Origin of the sequence: Paenibacillus rhizovicinus (assembly GCF_010365285.1) — a bacterium.
In the GTDB taxonomy this organism is placed as follows: Bacteria; Bacillota; Bacilli; order Paenibacillales; family Paenibacillaceae; genus Paenibacillus_Z; species Paenibacillus_Z rhizovicinus.
In genome coordinates this window covers 4269338-4288117 of record NZ_CP048286.1, presented here as the reverse complement: position 1 = coordinate 4288117, position 18780 = coordinate 4269338, and the positions used below count along the sequence as shown (strand labels likewise).

15 protein-coding genes are annotated in these 18780 nt (G+C 55.4%); 2 read left to right on the top strand and 13 right to left on the bottom strand.

Annotated features, from left to right (window positions below; translation table 11 throughout):
* Positions 1-6: 6 nt before the first annotated feature.
* The 5 genes from GZH47_RS19295 to GZH47_RS19275 all read right to left on the bottom strand — a co-directional run bounded on the left by GZH47_RS19295 (position 7) and on the right by GZH47_RS19275 (position 3820).
* Complete coding sequence (locus tag GZH47_RS19295) at positions 7-777, bottom strand: ABC transporter permease (RefSeq protein ID WP_162642578.1); 771 nt, start codon at positions 775-777, stop codon at positions 7-9.
* Position 778: 1 nt separating this feature from the next.
* The gene (locus tag GZH47_RS19290; protein ID WP_162642577.1) at positions 779-1540 is read right to left on the bottom strand and encodes an ABC transporter ATP-binding protein; all 762 of its coding nucleotides are present in this window, start codon (positions 1538-1540) and stop codon (positions 779-781) included.
* A gap of 34 nt (positions 1541-1574) precedes the next feature.
* Positions 1575-2444, bottom strand: coding sequence for a pentapeptide repeat-containing protein (locus GZH47_RS19285; protein WP_162642576.1), 870 nt, complete (start codon positions 2442-2444; stop codon positions 1575-1577).
* 15 nt (positions 2445-2459) lie between these two features.
* Entirely contained in the window at positions 2460-2789 is a 330-nt protein-coding gene (locus GZH47_RS19280; protein WP_162642575.1) for a PadR family transcriptional regulator, read from the bottom strand.
* A 149-nt stretch (positions 2790-2938) separates the two neighbouring features.
* Positions 2939-3820: a LysR family transcriptional regulator gene (locus GZH47_RS19275; protein WP_162642574.1), complete on the bottom strand. Its 882-nt coding sequence runs from the start codon at positions 3818-3820 to the stop codon at positions 2939-2941.
* A gap of 131 nt (positions 3821-3951) precedes the next feature.
* Between GZH47_RS19275 and GZH47_RS19270 the strand changes: the two genes are divergently transcribed.
* Positions 3952-5178, top strand: coding sequence for an MFS transporter (locus tag GZH47_RS19270; protein ID WP_162642573.1), 1227 nt, complete (start codon positions 3952-3954; stop codon positions 5176-5178).
* A gap of 131 nt (positions 5179-5309) precedes the next feature.
* Here the strand turns inward: GZH47_RS19270 and GZH47_RS19265 are convergent, their stop codons facing one another.
* The 8 genes from GZH47_RS19265 to GZH47_RS19230 all read right to left on the bottom strand — a co-directional run bounded on the left by GZH47_RS19265 (position 5310) and on the right by GZH47_RS19230 (position 17044).
* Positions 5310-6146, bottom strand: a complete 837-nt coding sequence (locus tag GZH47_RS19265) for an alpha/beta fold hydrolase (protein WP_162642572.1) — start codon at positions 6144-6146, stop codon at positions 5310-5312.
* A 199-nt stretch (positions 6147-6345) separates the two neighbouring features.
* Positions 6346-7185, bottom strand: a complete 840-nt coding sequence (locus GZH47_RS19260; protein ID WP_162642571.1) for a carbohydrate ABC transporter permease — start codon at positions 7183-7185, stop codon at positions 6346-6348.
* An 11-nt stretch (positions 7186-7196) separates the two neighbouring features.
* The gene (locus tag GZH47_RS19255) at positions 7197-8066 is read right to left on the bottom strand and encodes a carbohydrate ABC transporter permease (protein WP_162642570.1); all 870 of its coding nucleotides are present in this window, start codon (positions 8064-8066) and stop codon (positions 7197-7199) included.
* Positions 8067-8146: 80 nt separating this feature from the next.
* Positions 8147-9496, bottom strand: coding sequence for an ABC transporter substrate-binding protein (locus GZH47_RS19250; RefSeq protein ID WP_162642569.1), 1350 nt, complete (start codon positions 9494-9496; stop codon positions 8147-8149).
* Positions 9497-10764: 1268 nt separating this feature from the next.
* A complete protein-coding gene (locus tag GZH47_RS19245; protein ID WP_162642567.1) occupies positions 10765-12384 on the bottom strand; it encodes a response regulator in 1620 nt (539 codons plus the stop codon).
* A gap of 18 nt (positions 12385-12402) precedes the next feature.
* Positions 12403-14124 carry a sensor histidine kinase gene (locus GZH47_RS19240; protein WP_162642566.1) on the bottom strand — a complete coding sequence of 574 codons (1722 nt, stop codon included), beginning with the start codon at positions 14122-14124 and terminating at the stop codon, positions 12403-12405.
* Positions 14121-15644, bottom strand: coding sequence for an ABC transporter substrate-binding protein (locus GZH47_RS19235; protein WP_162642565.1), 1524 nt, complete (start codon positions 15642-15644; stop codon positions 14121-14123). The genes GZH47_RS19240 and GZH47_RS19235 overlap by 4 nt, the downstream gene beginning before the upstream one ends.
* A gap of 335 nt (positions 15645-15979) precedes the next feature.
* A complete protein-coding gene (locus tag GZH47_RS19230) occupies positions 15980-17044 on the bottom strand; it encodes a LacI family DNA-binding transcriptional regulator (RefSeq protein WP_225446128.1) in 1065 nt (354 codons plus the stop codon).
* A gap of 183 nt (positions 17045-17227) precedes the next feature.
* Here GZH47_RS19230 and GZH47_RS19225 point away from each other — a divergent pair, with 183 nt between their 5' ends.
* The gene (locus GZH47_RS19225; RefSeq protein WP_162642563.1) at positions 17228-18766 is read left to right on the top strand and encodes a glycoside hydrolase family 31 protein; all 1539 of its coding nucleotides are present in this window, start codon (positions 17228-17230) and stop codon (positions 18764-18766) included.
* Positions 18767-18780: the final 14 nt, after the last annotated feature.

Below are 18780 nucleotides of genomic sequence, written 5' to 3'. Positions count from 1 at the left end.
CACTACTCACACTCTCTTTCTATAGGCTCTCATTGCAAAGAAGTAGGCTGCCAGCATAATTCCAACGCACCATGCAAGCGCGATCCAGATATCATTGCCCGCCGGCTGGCCGGCCAGCAGCGCACGGATGGCTTCTACGATCGAGGTCACCGGCTGGTTTTCCGCGAAGACGCGAACGACTTTCGGCATCGACTCGGTCGGCACGAACGCGGAGCTGATAAACGGCAGGAAGATGATCGGATAGGAGAAGGCGCTGGCGCCGTCGACCGATTTGGCGGTCAGTCCGGCAATCGCCGCGACCCAGGTCAGAGCAAGCGTGAACAAGGCAAGGATGCCGGCAACCGCAAGCCATGACAGGATCCCCGCCGAAGATTGAAAGCCCATAAGCAAGGCGACAAGAAGGATGACGACCACCGAAATCGCATTGGAGACGAGCGAGGTCAGCACATGCCCCCAAAGCAAGGTGGAACGCGATATCGGCATCGTATGGAACCGTTCGAAGATTCCCCGCTGCACATCGGTAAACAGGCGGAAGGCCGTATAGGAGACGCCGCTCGCAATCGCGATAAGCAGGATGCCGGGCAACAGGTAGTTGACATAGTTATCTGTTCCGGTTTCGATCGCCCCGCCGAACACATAGACGAATAGCAGCATCATCGCGATTGGCATGATGGTTACCGTAACGATGGTGTCCATGCTGCGGGAAATATGACGCATGGAACGTCCAAGCATGACGCTCAAATCGTTGAAGAAGTGATTCTTTGTCGTCGTCTCCATTTTATATAGCCTCCCTTTTGCCGACGATTGCGAGGAAGATTTCCTCTAAAGTCGGCTGCTTCTCCACATACTCTACCTGTGCGGACGGGAACATCTTCTTAAGCTCCGAAAGCGTGCCGTTCGCGATAATTCGTCCCTCGTGCAGAATCGCGATCCGATCGGCCAACTGCTCCGCTTCCTCCAAATACTGCGTGGTGAGGAGCACCGTCGTGCCACTGCCCGCAAGCTCTTTGACAATCTTCCATACCTCGATGCGCGCCTCGGGATCAAGGCCCGTAGTCGGCTCGTCGAGGAAAATAATCTGCGGTTTGCCCACAAGGCTCAAGGCGATGTCGAGCCGGCGTCGCATACCGCCCGAGTATGTGGACACCCTACGGTCAGCGGCCTCTGTCAGGCCGAAGCGCTTCAGCAAGTCATCCGCAACCTGACGCGGATTTCTGAGGTAACGCAGCTTGGCGATCATGACCAGATTCTCCCGTCCGGTCAATATTTCGTCCACGGCGGCAAATTGACCGGTCAAACTGATGACCTGCCGCACTTTCTCGGGATTTGACGCTACATCGATTCCGTTGATCGCGGCGGTTCCTTTGTCTGCTTGAAGCAGCGTGGTGAGAACCTTGACAATCGTTGTCTTGCCAGCCCCGTTGGAGCCAAGAAGGGCAAATACACTTCCGGTTTCAATCTCGAAATCAACGCCCTTTAAGACTTGGAGCTGCTTGTAGGACTTGTGCAAGCCTTTCACTTGAATGGCCTTGCTCGGCATATCCATTCCCTCCCTTATCTTAGACCGCTTAACCTTAGACAACCGTAACTTTCGCCAAATTAGCTCCCATGCCCTTGAGCGAAGCATACGTCAGTTTATCCATCGTCGCGCCGTCGAAGTTGATCGTTTTGATCGAGCGGTAATACTTATTCGTCAAGGAGAAGAACGGAACGAACGACACGTTTCGGAGCGACGCGCCCTTGAACGAAGCTTCGGTCAACGCCGACTTGTCGAACTTCACGTTGTTGAAGGTTTGCCCGTCGAACCGCTGCCCGCTCAGGTCGGAACTTTCGAAGCTCACGCCGTTAAAGAAGCAATCTTCGAAAATCGTTTTTCTGAGGTCGGTTTTGCTCAGCGTGACGTCGGTCATCTGTACGTTCGCGAAATTCGCTCCGTCAAGCCCGGAGATGTTGAAGCTGGTGCGTACAAGGATCGTTCGATTGAAGCTCGCATTCGAGAGATCATTGGTAGTTAAGCTGACATCGGTCAGATTGGCGCGGTCGAAATTGGCTTCGCGCATGTCGCTGCTCGAGAATGCGCTGCCGGTCAAGTCCGCCCCCTTGAAGTCGGAGCCGCGCAGCGCGCTGGCCTTGAATTGACCCTTGTGCGCAACGACGCCCGCAAAGTCGCTCTCCGCCAAGTTGCTCGCGCTTAGGTTGATCAGCACCTGCCGCTCCAGCGAACGGGAGAGGTTGGCGACTTCCAGAATCGTCTGCTCGATGTCGCCGATGCTCGAGATCGTCATGCTGAACGCGGTATCGTCGTCTTTGCCTTCGGCTTTGAGTTCACGGTAACGTTCTTGCAAATCGGAGAGCAGGTCGGCTTTCAATTCCGTAACGCTCTTCACGCCGTCGTAGGGAGTGAACACGCCGTTCAAATAGTTCGTCAATTTCTGATTATTCATCTCATCAAATCCTCTCTAAAGTAGGTTTTCTAACACGCGCTGCGCATACTCCCAATTGCTCTTGTTGCGGGCGTATGCTTCCTTGCCCTTCTCGGTAATTCTGAAATACTTCCGCCGTCCGCCCTGGGATTCATCGCCCCAGTACCACTCGATGTCGCCGTCCGTCTCCAGCCTTCTGACGCTGGAGTACATCGTCGCTTCCTTCAATTCGTATTCGCCGCCCGAACGCTCGGCAATCAGCTTGACAATTTCGTATCCGTAGCGATCCGCTTCGGACAAGAGCCGCAGAATCATCGTATCCGTATGTCCGCGAAGCAGGTCGGATGTGATTTTGTTGTCGCTCATAACATCACCTCCATATCTGTATAATACGGCATACTACTATTACTGTCAAGGTACTTTGTTAATTAAAATACTTTGATTAAAAAAAGTCCGCACATGCCTCTTATGGCTTGTGCGGACCGATGACCAAATTAACCTTTGAACGTAACCCATTAACGGCTGAAAAAATCGATGACGAACTGCCTGAAGTGAATGGCCGCCTCGGATAAATAATGCTTGCGGTTCCAGGAGATGCCGAACGTGCGCTTGCATCGCGGCTCGGTAATTTGCAGCTGGACCGTCTCGGGACTGGAGGCTCTGCGTCCCAGCGACAACGGCAAGGTAAAGGTAATGCCGAGCCCCATTTCCACAAGCGTTTGGACCGCGCTGACTTCTTCCAGCTCAAACGCGATATGCGGTTCGAACCCGGCCTGCCGGCAAAAGGCATCCGTAATTTCGCGGAAGTTGGAGTTCGAGGACAAACTGATGAACGGCTCGTTGGCGGCCTCGCTCAGCGAGATGCTTCCCCGTCCGGCAAAACGGTGGGCTTTGGGTACGGTCAGGCATAACTCTTCTTCGACGAGCACCAGCCATTCGATGTCCGGTCCCGTAACCGGAGTCGTGGAGATGCAGAAGTCGATTTCGGCATTCTCAAGCTCCGCTTTCATTTCAACGGCCGAACCGAGCTGGCGCTGAATGATCCGCACCTGCGGATGGTACGTCAAGAACTCCTTGAGCAGCGTAGGCAGCACATATGGAAGCGTGACGGAAACCGTTACGACGCCACGCTCCAGGCCTGCCATGTCCGTCACCTCGCGTTCTCCTTCCTCCAGCTCCCGGAAAGCCTGCTCGACGCGGCGAAGATAGGTTTTACCGAACCGGTTGAGCCGGATTCCCTTGCCTTGCCGCTCAAATAGCGGAATGCCAAGCCGTTTCTCAAGGCGGTGAATCGAATTGCTCAGCGACGGCTGCGAGACGTTAAGCTCTTTGGCCGCCATGGTCATATGCTCATGCTTGGCGACGGCCTGAAAATATTTCAACTGAAGAAATTCCATGAAGCGCCTGCCTCCATATCGCAATCATCACGTTCGTGTGATGAATCCATTATAAAATATGTATTATACATGATAAATCAATCGTTTTATAATGATTCAACATCTATAGATGCAAGATAGGAGAGAGCAAGTTGAAGAGAGAGAAAATATGGACGAGAAACTATATTGTCGTTTGCATGAGCAGTTTTTTCATGTTCCTCACCTTTTATATATTGGCAACGGCTTTTCCGTTGTATGTCAAAGAAGGGCTGCACGGCGACCAGCAGCAGATGGGACTGGTCATTACGGTGTACGTCATCGGCGGCGTTCTGCTCCGGCCGTTCTCGGGCGGTTGGGTGGATCGGTACGGGCAGAAGAAAATGGCCATCGTCGGCATGGTTGTTTTCCTGGCCGCCTGCATCAGTTATTTCGGCACGAAGAACGGTATACTCCTGTTTCTGGTCGCGCGGCTGATTCACGGCATGGCTTACGCGCTGGCCTCGACGGCCACGAGTACCGTTGCCGCATCGATCATTCCGGCATCGCGCCAGGGAGAAGGCATGGGTTACTTCAGCATGTTCATGAGCATCGGCATGGTCGTGGGGCCGGCGATGGGGTTATTCCTGTGGAAGGACAAGAACGTTAACGTCCTGCTGCTTGCGATCTGCATAATAGCGGCGATATCGCTTGCGTTCACGATTGCGATGAAGGTACCGGAGAGGAAACGGAACGCGGAGCTGCAGCCCGCTCCGGAGAAGAAACGCAAAGGGTTCCATTGGAGCGACATTGTCGAGCCTTCGGCGCTGCCCATATCGTTTGTCGGTTTCATCCTTTCCTTCTCTTATAGTTCGTTATCCGGGTTTATGTCATCCTTCACGTCGGAAATCAACGAGTCGAAAGTGACAAGCAGCTTTTTCGTCGCCTTTGCGGTCATGATCGTGGCTTTCCGCCCGATGATCGGCAAAGTGTTCGACCGCTATAAGGAGCATTACTTGTATTATCCGGGGATTTTCCTATTTTCGGTTGGCATGCTGATGCTCAGTCAGGCGCATTCGGGTACGATGGTGCTGGTGGACGGGGTCATTATGGGCATCGGCTACGGCGCTTTGCTCCCCTGTTTGCAGGCGCTGGCCATGAAGCTCGCTCCCGAGCACCGGAGAGGCAGCGCGACGGGTACGTTCTTCCTGATGTTCGACTTAGGTTACGGGATCGGCTCCTATATCATGGGACTCATCGCCTCTTATACCGATTACCGCATGATGTACGTCGTAGCGGGCATCGTTCCGATTGCGTCCGTAGTCGGCTACTACCTGCTGCACCACCGCAAGCAGTTTAAACTTGCCGCCGCGCATAAGCAGCATGTAAAGGCAACGGCATAACCGGGAATTAGAAAGCCTCAGGCGCACACGGCACACGGCGCCTGAGGCTTTTTTAGTTAATGGCTTTAAAGACGCCGGGCAGCTCGGGAGACAGTGCTCTCGGCCAACGACCCCGGCGTCCGTTCACGACGTTAATGGTTCAGGAAGTTAATGAGCGCCTTGTTGAATGGTTCGGGGTGAGTCGCATTCACTCCATGCGGACCGCCTTCAATGACAACGAGCTCGCTGCCTTTTACCGTTTCGCTGGTGATCCGGCCGCTTACCTCGAACGGCACGATCGCGTCGGAATCGCCATGGATAACAAGCAGCGGGATATCGAATTTAGCCAGATCGCCGCGGAAGTCCGTCCGGCCGAAGGCCGCGACGCAATCCAGCGTTCCTTTCGGAGAGGCGCCGGCAGCGATCCCCCAGTTGTACGCGCGGGAGGGCTCGCTGACCAGGCCGGCGTTGTCCCCTGCCTTAAAGAACTTATGCGTGAAGTCGTCAAGGAACGCCATCCGGTCTTTGCTCAAGCCGTCTTGGAAGTCTTGAATGGTCGCTTCATCCAGACCGCCTTCCGGATGCTCGGCGGATTTGTAGAAGAACGGCGTAACCGCGCTCGCCAACACGGCTTTGCTGACGCGGCCGGTTCCATAGGTCCCCACGTAACGCGCCACTTCTCCGCCCCCCATCGAGAACCCGACCAATGTGACATCGTTAAGGTCCAGGTGTCCGATCAACTTGTCCAAATCCGCTGCAAACGTATCATAGTCGTATCCGTGATACGGCTGGGAGGATTGTCCGAACCCGCGGCGGTCATAGGTAATTACCCGGTAGCCCGCTTCAATGAGCGCCGGAACCTGGTTTTCCCAAGAGCGCCCGCTCAGCGGCCAGCCATGGATGAGAATGACGGGCTTGCCTTCGCCAAGGTCCTCGAAAAACAATTCAATGGGTTGTCCGTTTTCTGTTCCCACGATTACTTTAGGCATAATCAATCTTCCTTTCGAATTGGGTTTACGTTCATCGGCAGTAAAAACTCTCCCCCTATTACCCCGCTTCGGCTTAATCGCACCTATTCGCGTTGGATTTGATGGCGTGAACAGAAAAGCCCCGACAACTAAATCGTCGGGACTTCACGAATTCACGGTTATTCGGTTACGTTCATCGTTGGCCGCGAACGACTGCCGGCTATCCTTTATGCGCGCTGAACGCGACGCCTTCGATGAACCGCTTCTGGAAGAAGAAGAACAGGACGATCATCGGAATGACGGCCATGATGGCGCCCGCCATGAGAATCGGGTAATTCGTGCTGAACATCGAGACGAGCGTAGCTAGACCCGAGGACAGCGTGAGTTTATCCGGCGAGCTGTTGATGATCAACGGCCATTGCAATTCGTTCCAGGACCATAGCAGCTGAATGATGACGATCGCGACCAAGGCGGATTTCACCAGCGGCAGCATGATATAGCGGAAGGTCTGGAACGGATTGCAGCCGTCCAGAATCGCGGCTTCCTCCAGCTCTTTGGAGATGCCAAGGAAGAATTGCCGCAGCATGAAGGTCGCGAACGGGCTCACCAAGGCGCAAATCCATAACGCCGTGACCGTGTTGACCAAGCCCCACTTGCTCAAGAGCAAGTACTGCGGCGTATAGAACACCGGGTTCGGCACCATCATGACGGAGATAATGATGAAGAACAATACCGTCCGGCCCGGGAATTTAATCCGCGCGAACGCATAAGCGGCCATCGAGCTGAACACGACGGGAAATACCGTTTTCATGAGTGCCGCGAAGGCCGTGTTCAAGAAATAATGCGTAAAATCCGTTTTCTCGAACGCTTTCTTGAAGCTGCTGAAATCCGGGTGGGCCGGGAAAACCTTGACCGGAATCTGCGTCGCTTCCGTAACCGTTTTGAATGCCGTCAGAATCATCCACCCGAACGGGATGACCATGACGACGGACGCCGCGATCAAGATGACGTGAATGATCCAATTGACGTTGCGTTCGACGGCCTGATTGCTTTTCGCCATAAGCTCCCCCCTCAGTCGTAGTTGACCCATTTCTTCTGGAACGCGAATTGTAAGCCGGTTAAGATCAAGTTAATGACGAGCAGCACGTCTACGATCGCCGCACCGTAATTCTGATCGTAATAGACGAACGAATTCTGATAGTAAGCATAGACGAGGGAACGCACGTCGGGCAGCGCGACATTCGTCTTGCCGATTAACAGATAGATCGAATCGAAGATTTGCGTGGCGCCGATCATGAGCACGATGGTCGTGAAGAACAACGTCGGCGTCAGCAGCGGCAAAGTAATATAGCGGAACTTGCGGAACCGCACGGCCCCGTCGATCGACGCCGCTTCGTATAGCGCTTTCGGTATCCCTTGCAAACCCGCCAGAATAAGGAGCATGTTGAAGCCGATCGCTCCCCATACGCCGACGATGACCAGCGCGAACATCGCGAACCGCGAATCGGATATCCAAGCCACGTCCGTGCCGAGCACGTAGTTGATTAATCCGTAGTCATGGGCGAACAGTACGACCCACACCATGGCGGCCGCCGCGGGCATCGTAACTTGCGGCAGGAAGTAGATGACCCTGTAAGCGGATTGACCGCGAATCTTCGCATTGAGCAATACGGCGAAGAACGTGGACAAGACGAGCGTAACCGGTACGAACAGAACCGTATAGTAAAGCGTATTGCGCAGATTATGCCAAAACTCTTGATCCTTGAACAGCTTCTGGTAATTGGCCAGACCGACCCAGTGATTGCTCATCCCGAAATTCTCAGATTTCAGGAAGCTCAGATAGATAGAATAGATGGCCGGCCAGCACCAAAATACGACCGTCCCGAGCAAAGTAGGTGCGATCATGGCATAGGCCCATACATACCTGCTTCTCGAATTCATGGCCTGCCTCCCCTTGATTCAGCGAAGGCATCCCGTTTCCGGAATGCCTTCGACTTCTTCCGATGATAACGCGTTCTCTCTTACTTGTTTTCCGAGATGGCTTTATTCATCATTTCCGCTACTTGCTTGGCGCCTTCCTCGATGGAGATCTTGCCGCCCCATGCTTGCGCCATGATTTCCGATTCTTTCGGGAACCAGACCGGATACGCTTTCGATCCTGCCGGATACGGCGTGGCTTCCGCGGTTTGGTCGATGAACACCTGCAGATTCAGGTCGGGCTTCGATTTCACCCATGCCGCCTGCGTATCCTTGAATGCCGGGATCGCCGCGCCCATTTCCGCCGTGATATCGGCAGCGCGCTTCGAACCGAGGAATTTCAGGAACAGCCATGCTTCGTCTTTATGTTTGCCTTTCGCCGACATCGTGTTGCCCAGGCCGTTGATGATGTCGCCGCGTTTGACTTTGCCTTTCGGCAGCGGAGCCCAATTCCATTTGTCCTTGATAATGTCGCTGCTCGCGATATCGGCCGTTCTCCAGTCGCCTTCGAACGTCATTGCCAGTTTGCCCGACTTGAACATTTCCGTGGCGTCCGTGTCCGTCATTTGTTGATGCGTCGGCGAAGCTTTGTCGAGAATCATTTGGTAGCGCGCCTTCAACGCTTCGATGGAGGCCGGGTCGTCGTAACCGGATTTCGTGCCGTCGGCGGAGAGAATGGAACCGCCGTTCGCGAGCATATCGTTCCAGTAACCGCCTTGCGTATCCATCTTGGCCGCGAAGCCGTAGATGCCTTTGTCCGGCTGGCTCAATTTCTTGGCCACTTCCGCCAGTTTCGCGTAATCCCATGTATCGTCAGGGTACGCTTCGCCGGCTTGGTCGAACAATTCTTTGTTGTAAGCCAGGCCGATCGTATCGAAGTCCTTCGGAATCGCGTAGTTCTGACCGTCTAATACATAGATGGAGCCGAGGTTGGACGCGTAGTCGTCCATGTTGATCTCGCCGGCGGTAACCTTGTCGGTGATGGGCTCAAGGAACCCGCCGGACGCGTATTTGACGAATTGGCCGCTATGCATCCAGAACACGTCCGGCAATGTGCCGGCCGGCGCCGCCGCGGACATTTTCGTCCAGTAGTCGCCCCAAGGAATGACTTCGACTTTCACTTTGATGTTCGGGTTCTCCGTGGTGAATTCTTTGGCGATCGCTTCCATCGCCGGCTGTTGCAGCTGATCCCAGATCGTGTACGTCAACGTCACGTTCTCTTTCTTCGCGTTGCTGCTCGCCGCTTTGTTCGATGCGTTGCCTGAATTGTTGCCCGACGCACTGTCCGACGTGCTGCCGTTATTCGAATTATTGCTGCCGCAGCCCGTCAGCGCGAGCGCCGAAACCACGATCAGGCTCATTGCGGAAATCCAAGCTTTTTTACGAATGGCCATTTTATTTCCCCCTCGTTTCATGATGAAACCGGCGACGGAAAGAAAAAATTTGCGCATATTTTTTCACCTTTCGCCTCTCAAGGTTTCCCTCTTGCTTTCATCATAAGGCACGGCATGCAGGGGTGAAATGCCTCATTCTTAAGATTGAAGCCCGAAAATTAAGATCGTGCTCTTAAGTTTTCGGCAGAGGCTAAAGGGGAACCGTAGGCGAGTTTTCTATAATCCGCGCAATTATTTGCATTATTGGGAGTGGCAAGTGGAGAAGAACGTCCTTCCGTAGGAATCCTGCATGCAATAAAAACGTTCACCTTTTAGATTGGACAATGAGCTGCGCCTGAGACGGCATGGTCGCCGATCATCCAGGCGGTGCTTTTTTCACGAACGACTTATTGCGCACGGACAACGAAAATACTGCAATGAATTCCGTATGGAAAAGAACAAGAACATTGATGATCCCAAAGAGGGCACACTAGCCGTAATTCGTCGTGAACAACGACGCAGGAACGCCTCCTGTCGAGATGACGGGAGGCGTTTGTCTTGTGCAACATAGGACCGTGGAAGAAGTCTTTTGTGCTGTAAGAATCAGAATCACAGTCCGCACGTGGCATCAAGTGCAGGCGTAGCAAGAGGTGTTAATGATGAAATTCAGCCTGACAGGGCGACGGACTTTAACAGATCCGTCTATGGAACCGGTAAGCGTGCACCTAGATTCACAAGATATGGTATTGACTGTGCGGCGGACATGATTAGCCTACTATGTTCGATTCCACATGCATGCACTTTACAGAATAGTCATTTGTTCCCTCGTTCAATAGAAGTCATGCACATGGAATATGCCAAATGCGTCGAACATTGCGTGAGCCGCGGGTTGACTCCTCGCGGACTCGGGGAACTTCTAGCTGCAAACCTTGCTAGGCCTGCGGAAAAACCTCGCGCGAGATTAGGGGAGGCCCCGCGGCTAACGAACCGTAGCGCGCTTATTCCCTCCAGTTCACGCCTAAAAAATATCTAGCGAACCTTAGCGACGTTATTCGAGAAAAAACAGGCGAAACAGCTTGAATTTTCACCATTCTCATAGAATAACGCATCGTAAGTTCGTTACAATTTCAAATGGGGGTTTTCGGTCAAATAAGCATGATACGGTTCGTTAAAGACAAACATCCGCCGCCCTCTGCCACCACAATTAACGAGAAACGAATGTCGCCATAAAAACTAGAAAAGCACAACGAAGAGCAGCAGCCACGGACAACCGCCAAACGGCCCCCCGCTCACGGCAAACTGTTCTTGTACTCTTGCGGCGTCATGCCGTAATGGGTCTTGAACAGCTTGATGAAATATTGCGGCTTCTGATAGCCGACCTCCTGGGCGATCCAGCTGATCTTGGTCTCCTTCTGCTTCAGCAGCCGCAGCGCCGCGTCCATCCGTACGCGCAGGACGTAGTTGGAGAAGTTGTCCCCCGTCTCGTTCTTGAAGAGATTGGACACGTAGACCGGGTGCAAATGAACGTGATCCGCCGCCGACTGCAGCGTCACGTCTTTGACCTGCTCGTTGACGAAACGGACGATGCGGTTGATCAGATCGTGGCGAAGGCTGTTGGACAAGCTCCCGCTGTAGGTTTGCAACTGCTCCAAGCTCCGGAACGACCATTCCCGCAGCGGTTCGATGCTCCAACCGGCGTCGAGCTTCAACATTTTCTCCGCTTCGCGGCCGTAGATATCGTGGAAACTTTTGCCCTTCTTATGCACGTAGAACGAGAAGGCTTGCATGATCGTGACATAAGCTTCGAAGACATGCTCCCGCGTCCTGTTCCCCCGCTGCTCCAATTCCTCGAACACCCGCTTCATCTTCGCCGCGGCGGCGTCCCACTGCTCGACCTCCAGCAGCTGCATGAACGTCGGGCTCGCGTACAGCTCGGACAACGGACGGATCTCTTCCACGTTCCGTTCCTGCATGTCATGGAAGAAGCTCTCCGTCTGGAAGCCGATGTAATCCGTGAATAAGGAGAGCAGGTCGTGATACGCCGCGGGCACTTCGAGCGGGAACGCGCGCCAATGGCTCATCACCACCGATACTTTGATTCTCAGGAAGCGCTTGATCTGATGCTGCACGAGCCGGGCGAGTCTCTCCGTCTCTTCCATCCATTCCTTCGCGTCGCCTTCGGAAGGCTGCTTCGGCTGAATGAGGAAGACGACGTATCCGTAATCGTCCCGGCAATGCCAGATCTCGAAACGCGGCGAGAAAATCTCGTCGGCGATGTTCGTGACGGCATATTCGAGCAGCGACGCGCTATAGACGTCCGTTCCGACGAAGTCTTCCTCGATGCGCATGCACAGCATCAGGAACGGAGCCGCCTCGTCGAACGGCAGCTCGTAGAGCTTCAGTTTGTCGCGCAGCCTGGACGAAGCCGGCAGCTTGCCCGCCAGCAGCTCCTGCAGCAGCGACTCCCGCAGCTTCGGCAAGCTGTCCCTGAACAGGTCAGCCAGCTTCTGCTGGCTGACCAGCGCTTCGCCTTCCAGCTGCAGGTCGCCGATCAAGGCGCGAATCGTGCTTTCGAGCTCGTCGTTCGAGACCGGCTTCAGCAAGTAGTTGCAGATGCCTTGCCGAATCGCTTCCTGCGCGTATTGAAACTCGTCATGCCCAGTCAGGATGACCGACTTGATCTTCGTCCACTTGTCCTTGACGATGGATGCCAGCTCAAGCCCGCTCATGCCCGTCATCTGAATGTCGGTGACGATCAGATCGATGGCGTGATAATGCAGCAGCTCCAGCGCTTCTTCGCCGGAATACGCCTTATGCACCGCCGCTATGCCCATCGCTTCCCAAGGCAAAGCGCTCGCCATGCTGTCCACCAAATGCGTATGATCGTCCACGATCAATATTTCGTACACGCCTTTGCCCCCTTCGCGTCATTGCGCTTCGTCGTCCGGTACTTTCCATGCGAGCTCAGCCTGCAGGCCGCCCCATTCGGACACGCTGAGGGCGAGCCCCGATTGCTTGCCGTACAGCAGCATCAGCCGATGGTGAACGTTCTGCAAGCCGGAGTCGATCCGATCGCTCGACGAATGGCGGATCTTCGCCTGCAGCGCTTCTACTTGGGCCGGGGTCAATCCCGACCCATTGTCCTCGACGGCGAGCCTGGCGATCCCGTCTTCCGACAGGCTTCCCCGTATGCGCACCGCCCCGTACTGCACGGGCTTCCTGAACGCATGCACGATGACGTTCTCGATCAACGGCTGCAGCGACAGCCGCGGAATCCGCATCGTCATCATGGCGGGATCGATCGCGATTTCATACTCGAAATCGTCCGTCAGCATCCGATGGATGTCCAGGTAGTTCACGTTCAGCTCCAGTTCTTCCTGCAGCGTGGCCAAGCTGCTGCTGAGCTTGGTCGTATACCGGTAATATTTGCTTAGATTCATTGTCATCGACACGGCCGCTTCCTTCTCTTCCAGCTCCACCATGCTCTTGATATACGCCAGCGTGTTGTAGAGGAAGTGCGGATTGATCTGCGACTGCAGCTGCTTGACGTTCGCTTCCTTCGTCCGGATCTGTTCCTTCAGCACGTCCTCGATCAGTTCTTCGATTCGCGCGGCCATGGAATTGAACCGGTGGTATAAATAGCGGAATTCCCCCTTGGGAGGGTCCTTCATCCGACTGGTGTAGAAGCCTTTCTCGATGAAATTCATCCCTTGCATCAACTTGCGGAACGGCAGGCGGATACTCCGATAGAGGAGGAAGCCGAGCACGCAGGCCATGAAGAGCATCATGCCGCTGATCGCGTAGAACATCGTCTGGTTGCGCTTGATCGGGGCCATGATCGTGCCGATCGGGACGTAATCCACCAAGTACCATCCCAGCGGCTGCACCATCTCCATATGCACCTGGTATGCGCCGTCGGCCGTGCGGATGAGCAGCGGCTCGAAACCGCCTTCGGTATCCTCCGGATTCAGCTCGGGCAGCATCTCCCGGATCAGGTCTTGATCCGCGGTGTAGTTATAAATCGGCGAATAGCCGGGATGGTAGAGAAAAGGATCTTCCAGTCCGTTATTCTTCATTTCGGACAGATCGCTCTTGATTTCTCCCTCGTCCACCTTGGCGACGACCGTCAGATCCGGTTCTTCGTCCTTGGCGTTCTTGGCCGGATTGGAGATCGTCTCCATGAAGAAGGCGCTGCCCTTGGCATCATGCTCGTAACCCCAGAAACCGTCTTTGTCCGGAAGCACGGCAGGCACGGCGCCGAGGCTCGAATTGCTCTTGATCACCATCCCCGTCTTCGGGTAGACGACCGCGATGACGCCTTTCCTTCCCCCGTAACCGGCCAGCCGGTTGATCTCCTCCGACACCGCCTTCAAGGTGCGGAAGTGCAGCAAATCGTCGCTGAGCAGGTCCGGATAGGCCAGATTGCGAACTTCGGTGCTCTCGTACAGCATCTTCTGATAGGAATCGAATTGGGCGAACATCTGTCCAAGCTGCCCGACGAACGATTCCACCTGCGTGCGCTTCGCCTTCACGATCTCCCCCGTCAGGACGCGGGAACTCGTGCGGTTCGAGTACGCGTACAGCATGATAATGGGGGTCAGCAATAGCAGCAAGGCGATGACCATGTTCGTGAAAATACTCCGCTTCACTTGGATTCCTCCTGATTCGAGCGGGAAGCCTGATCGGCCCGGAAAGCGTCGTATTGCAGCTTAAGCTCGTTCCACACCTTCTCGTAGCCGGCCTTCTTCAAGGCATCCATGGCATCGCCGAAACCCTTGTCGTAGCTGACGATACCCATGTTGATCGGCACGAATTTCTCGTTATACACCGCAAGCACTTTGGCATATTCCGTCTTCACGGGATCCTGATTGAAATGGAACCCGAAGATGCGGGATATCTTCGCATTATCGTCGTTATGGAGCATATCCTGCACGACGGAATCGTCGACGTTCGTCGTCGCCATGAAGTAGTTTTTGTTCCGCCACATCCACTCGTACATCAATTGATCGTTAATCAGCATCTTGATTTTGCCGTTCTCGATGCGGTAATCCTTGCCTTCCACGCCATAGATAATAAAGTTATAGTGCTCCTTGCTCTGCAAAATCCAGTTCATGAACTGCATCGCCCGTTCCGGATGCAGCGCTTTGGCCGGAATCATATACGCCTCGTTGGAAGGCGCGACGATATACTTCGGTTTATCCGGGGACAAATAATACTCGCGCAGCTTCGCATCGGGATCCGCGGCCTGCACCGTTTGCAGATTCTCCATCGCCCGCGATACGGCGCCGACCCGGAACAGCAGCTTGCCGGCGTCCTCCTGGTCGATGTTCGCGGCTAGATTGCCGACCAGCCGTTTGTCGATCAGCCCTATGCGCACCCAACGCTCCCGCACGTGCGCCACGTCTTTGTACAGATCGGATGCCAAGTAATTCACGAGCTGACCGCTGTTCTCGTTGACGGCGAACATCTGATTCTCGTCCAGGAACGTAAGCGGTTGATCCGATAGCTCGCGCCACAGCACGTCTTGCCCGCGATCGTTCTCCAGATAGCCGTAATAACTCGGATCCGCGTCATGCATTTTCTTATAAAAGGCTTCCATGTCGGCGATCGAGCGAATACGCTGCATCCCGGCCGATTCCAGCAAATCCTGGCGCACCATGACCGAGGTGAATTTGCCTGCGGACGTGAACGCCTGCGAGGGAATCGCCCACTGCCGGCCGTCGATTTGGTCCAGCGCGAAGTTATTCGCCGGAATGTTCGCCGTCAGATCTTGGCCGTACGTGCGCAGAAGCCCGTCCAGCGGAAGGATGTAGTTCTTCGCCTTGTAATCGGACACGAACGGCGTGCCATACCAGAAGAGGTCGTAGCTCTCTCCCGTCGACAGCGCAAGCTCGAGCTTCGATTGGTAATCCGCCCAAGGGAAGTAGGTTAATTCCAGCTTGATGTTCAAATCCCGCTTCAGGCGCGCGTTCAGCTCGTTGTCGACGAATTCCCGCATGCGCGCCGATTCGTCCCCAGGCATGATCATGCGCAGCGTTACGAATGGCTGCGTCGCCGAGGGGTTCTCGCGGTCGAGCGCGTCTTCGCCGCCCGTTCCCCTGCAAGCGGAGACCAGCGCGACGAACGCAATCAGAATCAAGCACGCGTTCATGCGAATCATACGTTTCATGCGAATCATGCCCCCGATTGCCGATGATGGACTTCCAATGCGCGGCTTCCCGTACAAATGAACGAACCTCCGGCTCGAGTTACCGAGTCGGAGGCGATACGCTCCCCTCAGCCAGGAAGCGCTTTCAAAATCTTAACATAGGAACGGCTTGTTTGCATGAACGGATTGCCTATTCTATTCAAAACGGATTTCCCGGATTCGGCCGTACCCGACTCGCCATGCCGGAACGACAGCTGCAGTTGTCCCGGCGAAGCTAGGTTCTTATTCCTTATCCCGAGACGCCTGCGTTATCGTTTCAAGCGCTCGAACGATTCCGCCAACCGAACCGTTAACGATCAGGGCTCGACGACGCTCGGGGAAGAGCAGGATTCCCGCTCGATCAGCTCCGTCTTTAAACTGACGTTGACCTCGGCGATCGTCCGGTTCGTGATGAGCTCCGTCAGCATGTTGACGATCAAGCGGCTGATGTCGTACCGGAAACGCCTGACTGTCGTCAGGGGAGGTACCGTATACGCGGACAATTTCAGATCGTCGAAGCCGATCAGGGAGATGTCCTTGGGCAGCTTCAGCTTCAGCTCGGACAACGCCTTCATCGCGCCGAAAGCCATCATGTCGCTGAACGCGAACAGCGCTGTAATCCCGCTCTGCTGGGCGATCAGGTCCTTGGCCGCCTGGTAGCCGTGCGCCGGATCGAACGCTCCCGCCCGGACGTTCCGCTCTTGCCAGCTTAGACCGAGCTCGCGCCATGCGTCCTTGCAGCCGTCCAAGCGATTGCGGCTGACCAGATGATCGTCCGGGCCTGCGATAACGCCGATCGACCGGTGGCCGAGGCCGTGCAAATACTTGATCGCTTCGCTGGCGCCTTTGCGATTATCGTAGTCGATCACGTTCTGAACGCGATCATACCTTCTGCCATTGGTCACCAGATATGGAATGCCGCGGGCGATCAATTCGTCGACAAGCCGGTCATCGACGTAGGAATCGAACACGATCGCGGCATCGACCTTGTTATCGTTCAACATCCTGTAAGCGGGACCGGCCGTCGGGATGCCGCGCGAATGCGTCGCCACCATGAATTGATGGCCGCGCGATTCAAATTCTTCCTTCAAGTGGCTGAGATCGGCCGACGAAGCGGGATCATTGTCGACGAAATCGTGGACCTCCGGCACGAAAACGGCGATCGCGTACGAGCGTTCGCCGATCTTGGCCGGCGAAACGCCGGGCTTCAAGTATTCCTTGGCGGCGTCCATGACCTTGCGCCGCGTTTCCGCGCTGAAATGGCCTTGATTGTTGATGACGCGGGATACGGTGCTGATCGAGACGTTCGCTTTGGCGGCGATTTCTTTTAATTTCATGTTCATGGCCCCCTTCCTGCATGTACGATGGCTATTATCCTCCATTCTAAAATTTGCGCAAAAGGTAGTCAAACGGATTTTCCCGCTCCAGCCGCGTCTCGGATGCCCCATTCTTAAGATCGCCGCCCCATTCTTAAGATCGTGTTTGCAAGCGCGGCGCCACGCGGCATAATGGGAACCACACGGCAGACTTTCGCGAAGGCTTACGCTGCATAAGGAGAGAATGGTATGCAAACAACTTTAGTAAAACTTTTGCCCGGTGAGTACTGGTGGGGCGGCGTCATCAACGACGGCGTCTGCATGCCCTTCGGCGATGCGCCATACGTTCGCGACTTGCGTGTCACGGACGACAATCAGGCGGCGCCGCTCTTGCTATCCAACCTGGGACGCTACGTATGGAGCGAAGATCCGTTCGCGTTCCGCATCGACGATAAGGAATTGACGATCTACGACGCCGGCGGGCAGATTACGTTCGAGGAAGGCCACGGCACGCTGCAAGGCGCCTATCTTCACGCTAGCCGCGCCCATTTCCCGCCATCGGGCCTCATGCCGGATCCGCTCGCCTTCACGGCCCCGCAATACTGCACCTGGGTGGAGATGTTCTACGAGGCGACGCAAGCGAAGATTATCCGCTATGCCGAATCGATCCTCGAGAACGGCATGCCGCCGGGCATTCTGATCATCGACGACAACTGGATGCGCGACTACGGCATGTGGGACTTCGACCGGTACCGGTTCCCCGATCCCAAGGCCATGGTGGATACGCTCCACGAGATGGGCTTCAAAGTCATGCTGTGGGTATGCCCGTACGTGAGCGCCGATTGCACCGCGTACAAACGGCTGCTTGCCGCCGACCTGCTCATGCTTAATCGCGACGGCAGCCCGCTGATTCGCCGTTGGTGGAACGGCTATAGCGCCGTCGTCGATTATACGAAGGAGACGGGAGCCACTTGGTTCAGAGGACAGCTGGACCTGCTGTCCGAACGGTATGGCGTGGACGGCTTCAAGCTCGATGCCGGCGAACCGATTCTTCCTGACGGAGGCGACGTACTCGGCCAGGTCGCGTGGAGCCGCCCGGTGCGCGAGATGGAAGATTGCCAGTCGTACGCGAAGCTCGGTATCGGTTATCCGTTAAGCGAGCTTCGCATGTGCTGGAAGCTCGGCAATCAACCGCTGCTCCAGCGCCAACGCGACAAGCACCATTCTTGGGACAGGTACGGCTTGTCGGGACTGATCCCGAACGCCATCGCCCAAGGCTTGCTCGGCTACGCCTTCAATTGTCCGGACATGATCGGCGGAGGCATGGACGGGGACATCAACTCGCCCGACTTCCGCTTCGACGCCGAGCTGTTCGTCCGCTATGTCCAGTGCTCGGTTCTCTTCCCTGTGATGCAGTTCTCGATGGCTCCTTGGCGCGTCCTGCGGGACGAGCAGCTCGCTTGGTGCCTCGATGCCGTCCGGCTTCGGACGGAGCTCGGGCCGGAAATGCTCGATTTGGCGCGGCGGTCCGCGGAAGACGGCCAGCCGATCCTGCGGAGCATGGAATTCGCCTATCCGGGGCATGGCTATGCAACCGTCCAAGACCAGTTCATGCTGGGAGACCGCTTCTTGGTGGCGCCGGTGCTGGAGAAAGGGGAGACGTCTCGTATCGTGCGGTTTCCCGAAGGCCGCTGGCTCGGCGATGACGGGCAGGAGTTCGTCGGTCCGGCCGAAGCGACCGTCCCGGCGCCGCTCGCCCGGCTGCCCTGGTATCGCAAAATCGGTTAACGTTTGATGAGGCG

Bases quoted from the DNA above. Each gene is read 5' to 3' on its own strand.
- GZH47_RS19295 (WP_162642578.1), bottom strand. From the start codon at position 777: ATGGAGACGACGACAAAGAATCACTTCTTCAACGATTTGAGCGTCATG.
- GZH47_RS19290 (WP_162642577.1), bottom strand. From the start codon at position 1,540: ATGCCGAGCAAGGCCATTCAAGTGAAAGGCTTGCACAAGTCCTACAAG.
- GZH47_RS19285 (WP_162642576.1), bottom strand. From the start codon at position 2,444: ATGAATAATCAGAAATTGACGAACTATTTGAACGGCGTGTTCACTCCC.
- GZH47_RS19280 (WP_162642575.1), bottom strand. From the start codon at position 2,789: ATGAGCGACAACAAAATCACATCCGACCTGCTTCGCGGACATACGGAT.
- GZH47_RS19275 (WP_162642574.1), bottom strand. From the start codon at position 3,820: ATGGAATTTCTTCAGTTGAAATATTTTCAGGCCGTCGCCAAGCATGAG.
- GZH47_RS19265 (WP_162642572.1), bottom strand. From the start codon at position 6,146: ATGCCTAAAGTAATCGTGGGAACAGAAAACGGACAACCCATTGAATTG.
- GZH47_RS19260 (WP_162642571.1), bottom strand. From the start codon at position 7,185: ATGGCGAAAAGCAATCAGGCCGTCGAACGCAACGTCAATTGGATCATT.
- GZH47_RS19255 (WP_162642570.1), bottom strand. From the start codon at position 8,066: ATGAATTCGAGAAGCAGGTATGTATGGGCCTATGCCATGATCGCACCT.
- GZH47_RS19250 (WP_162642569.1), bottom strand. From the start codon at position 9,496: ATGGCCATTCGTAAAAAAGCTTGGATTTCCGCAATGAGCCTGATCGTG.
- GZH47_RS19235 (WP_162642565.1), bottom strand. From the start codon at position 15,644: ATGAAACGTATGATTCGCATGAACGCGTGCTTGATTCTGATTGCGTTC.
- GZH47_RS19230 (WP_225446128.1), bottom strand. From the start codon at position 17,044: ATGGAGGATAATAGCCATCGTACATGCAGGAAGGGGGCCATGAACATG.
- GZH47_RS19225 (WP_162642563.1), top strand. From the start codon at position 17,228: ATGCAAACAACTTTAGTAAAACTTTTGCCCGGTGAGTACTGGTGGGGC.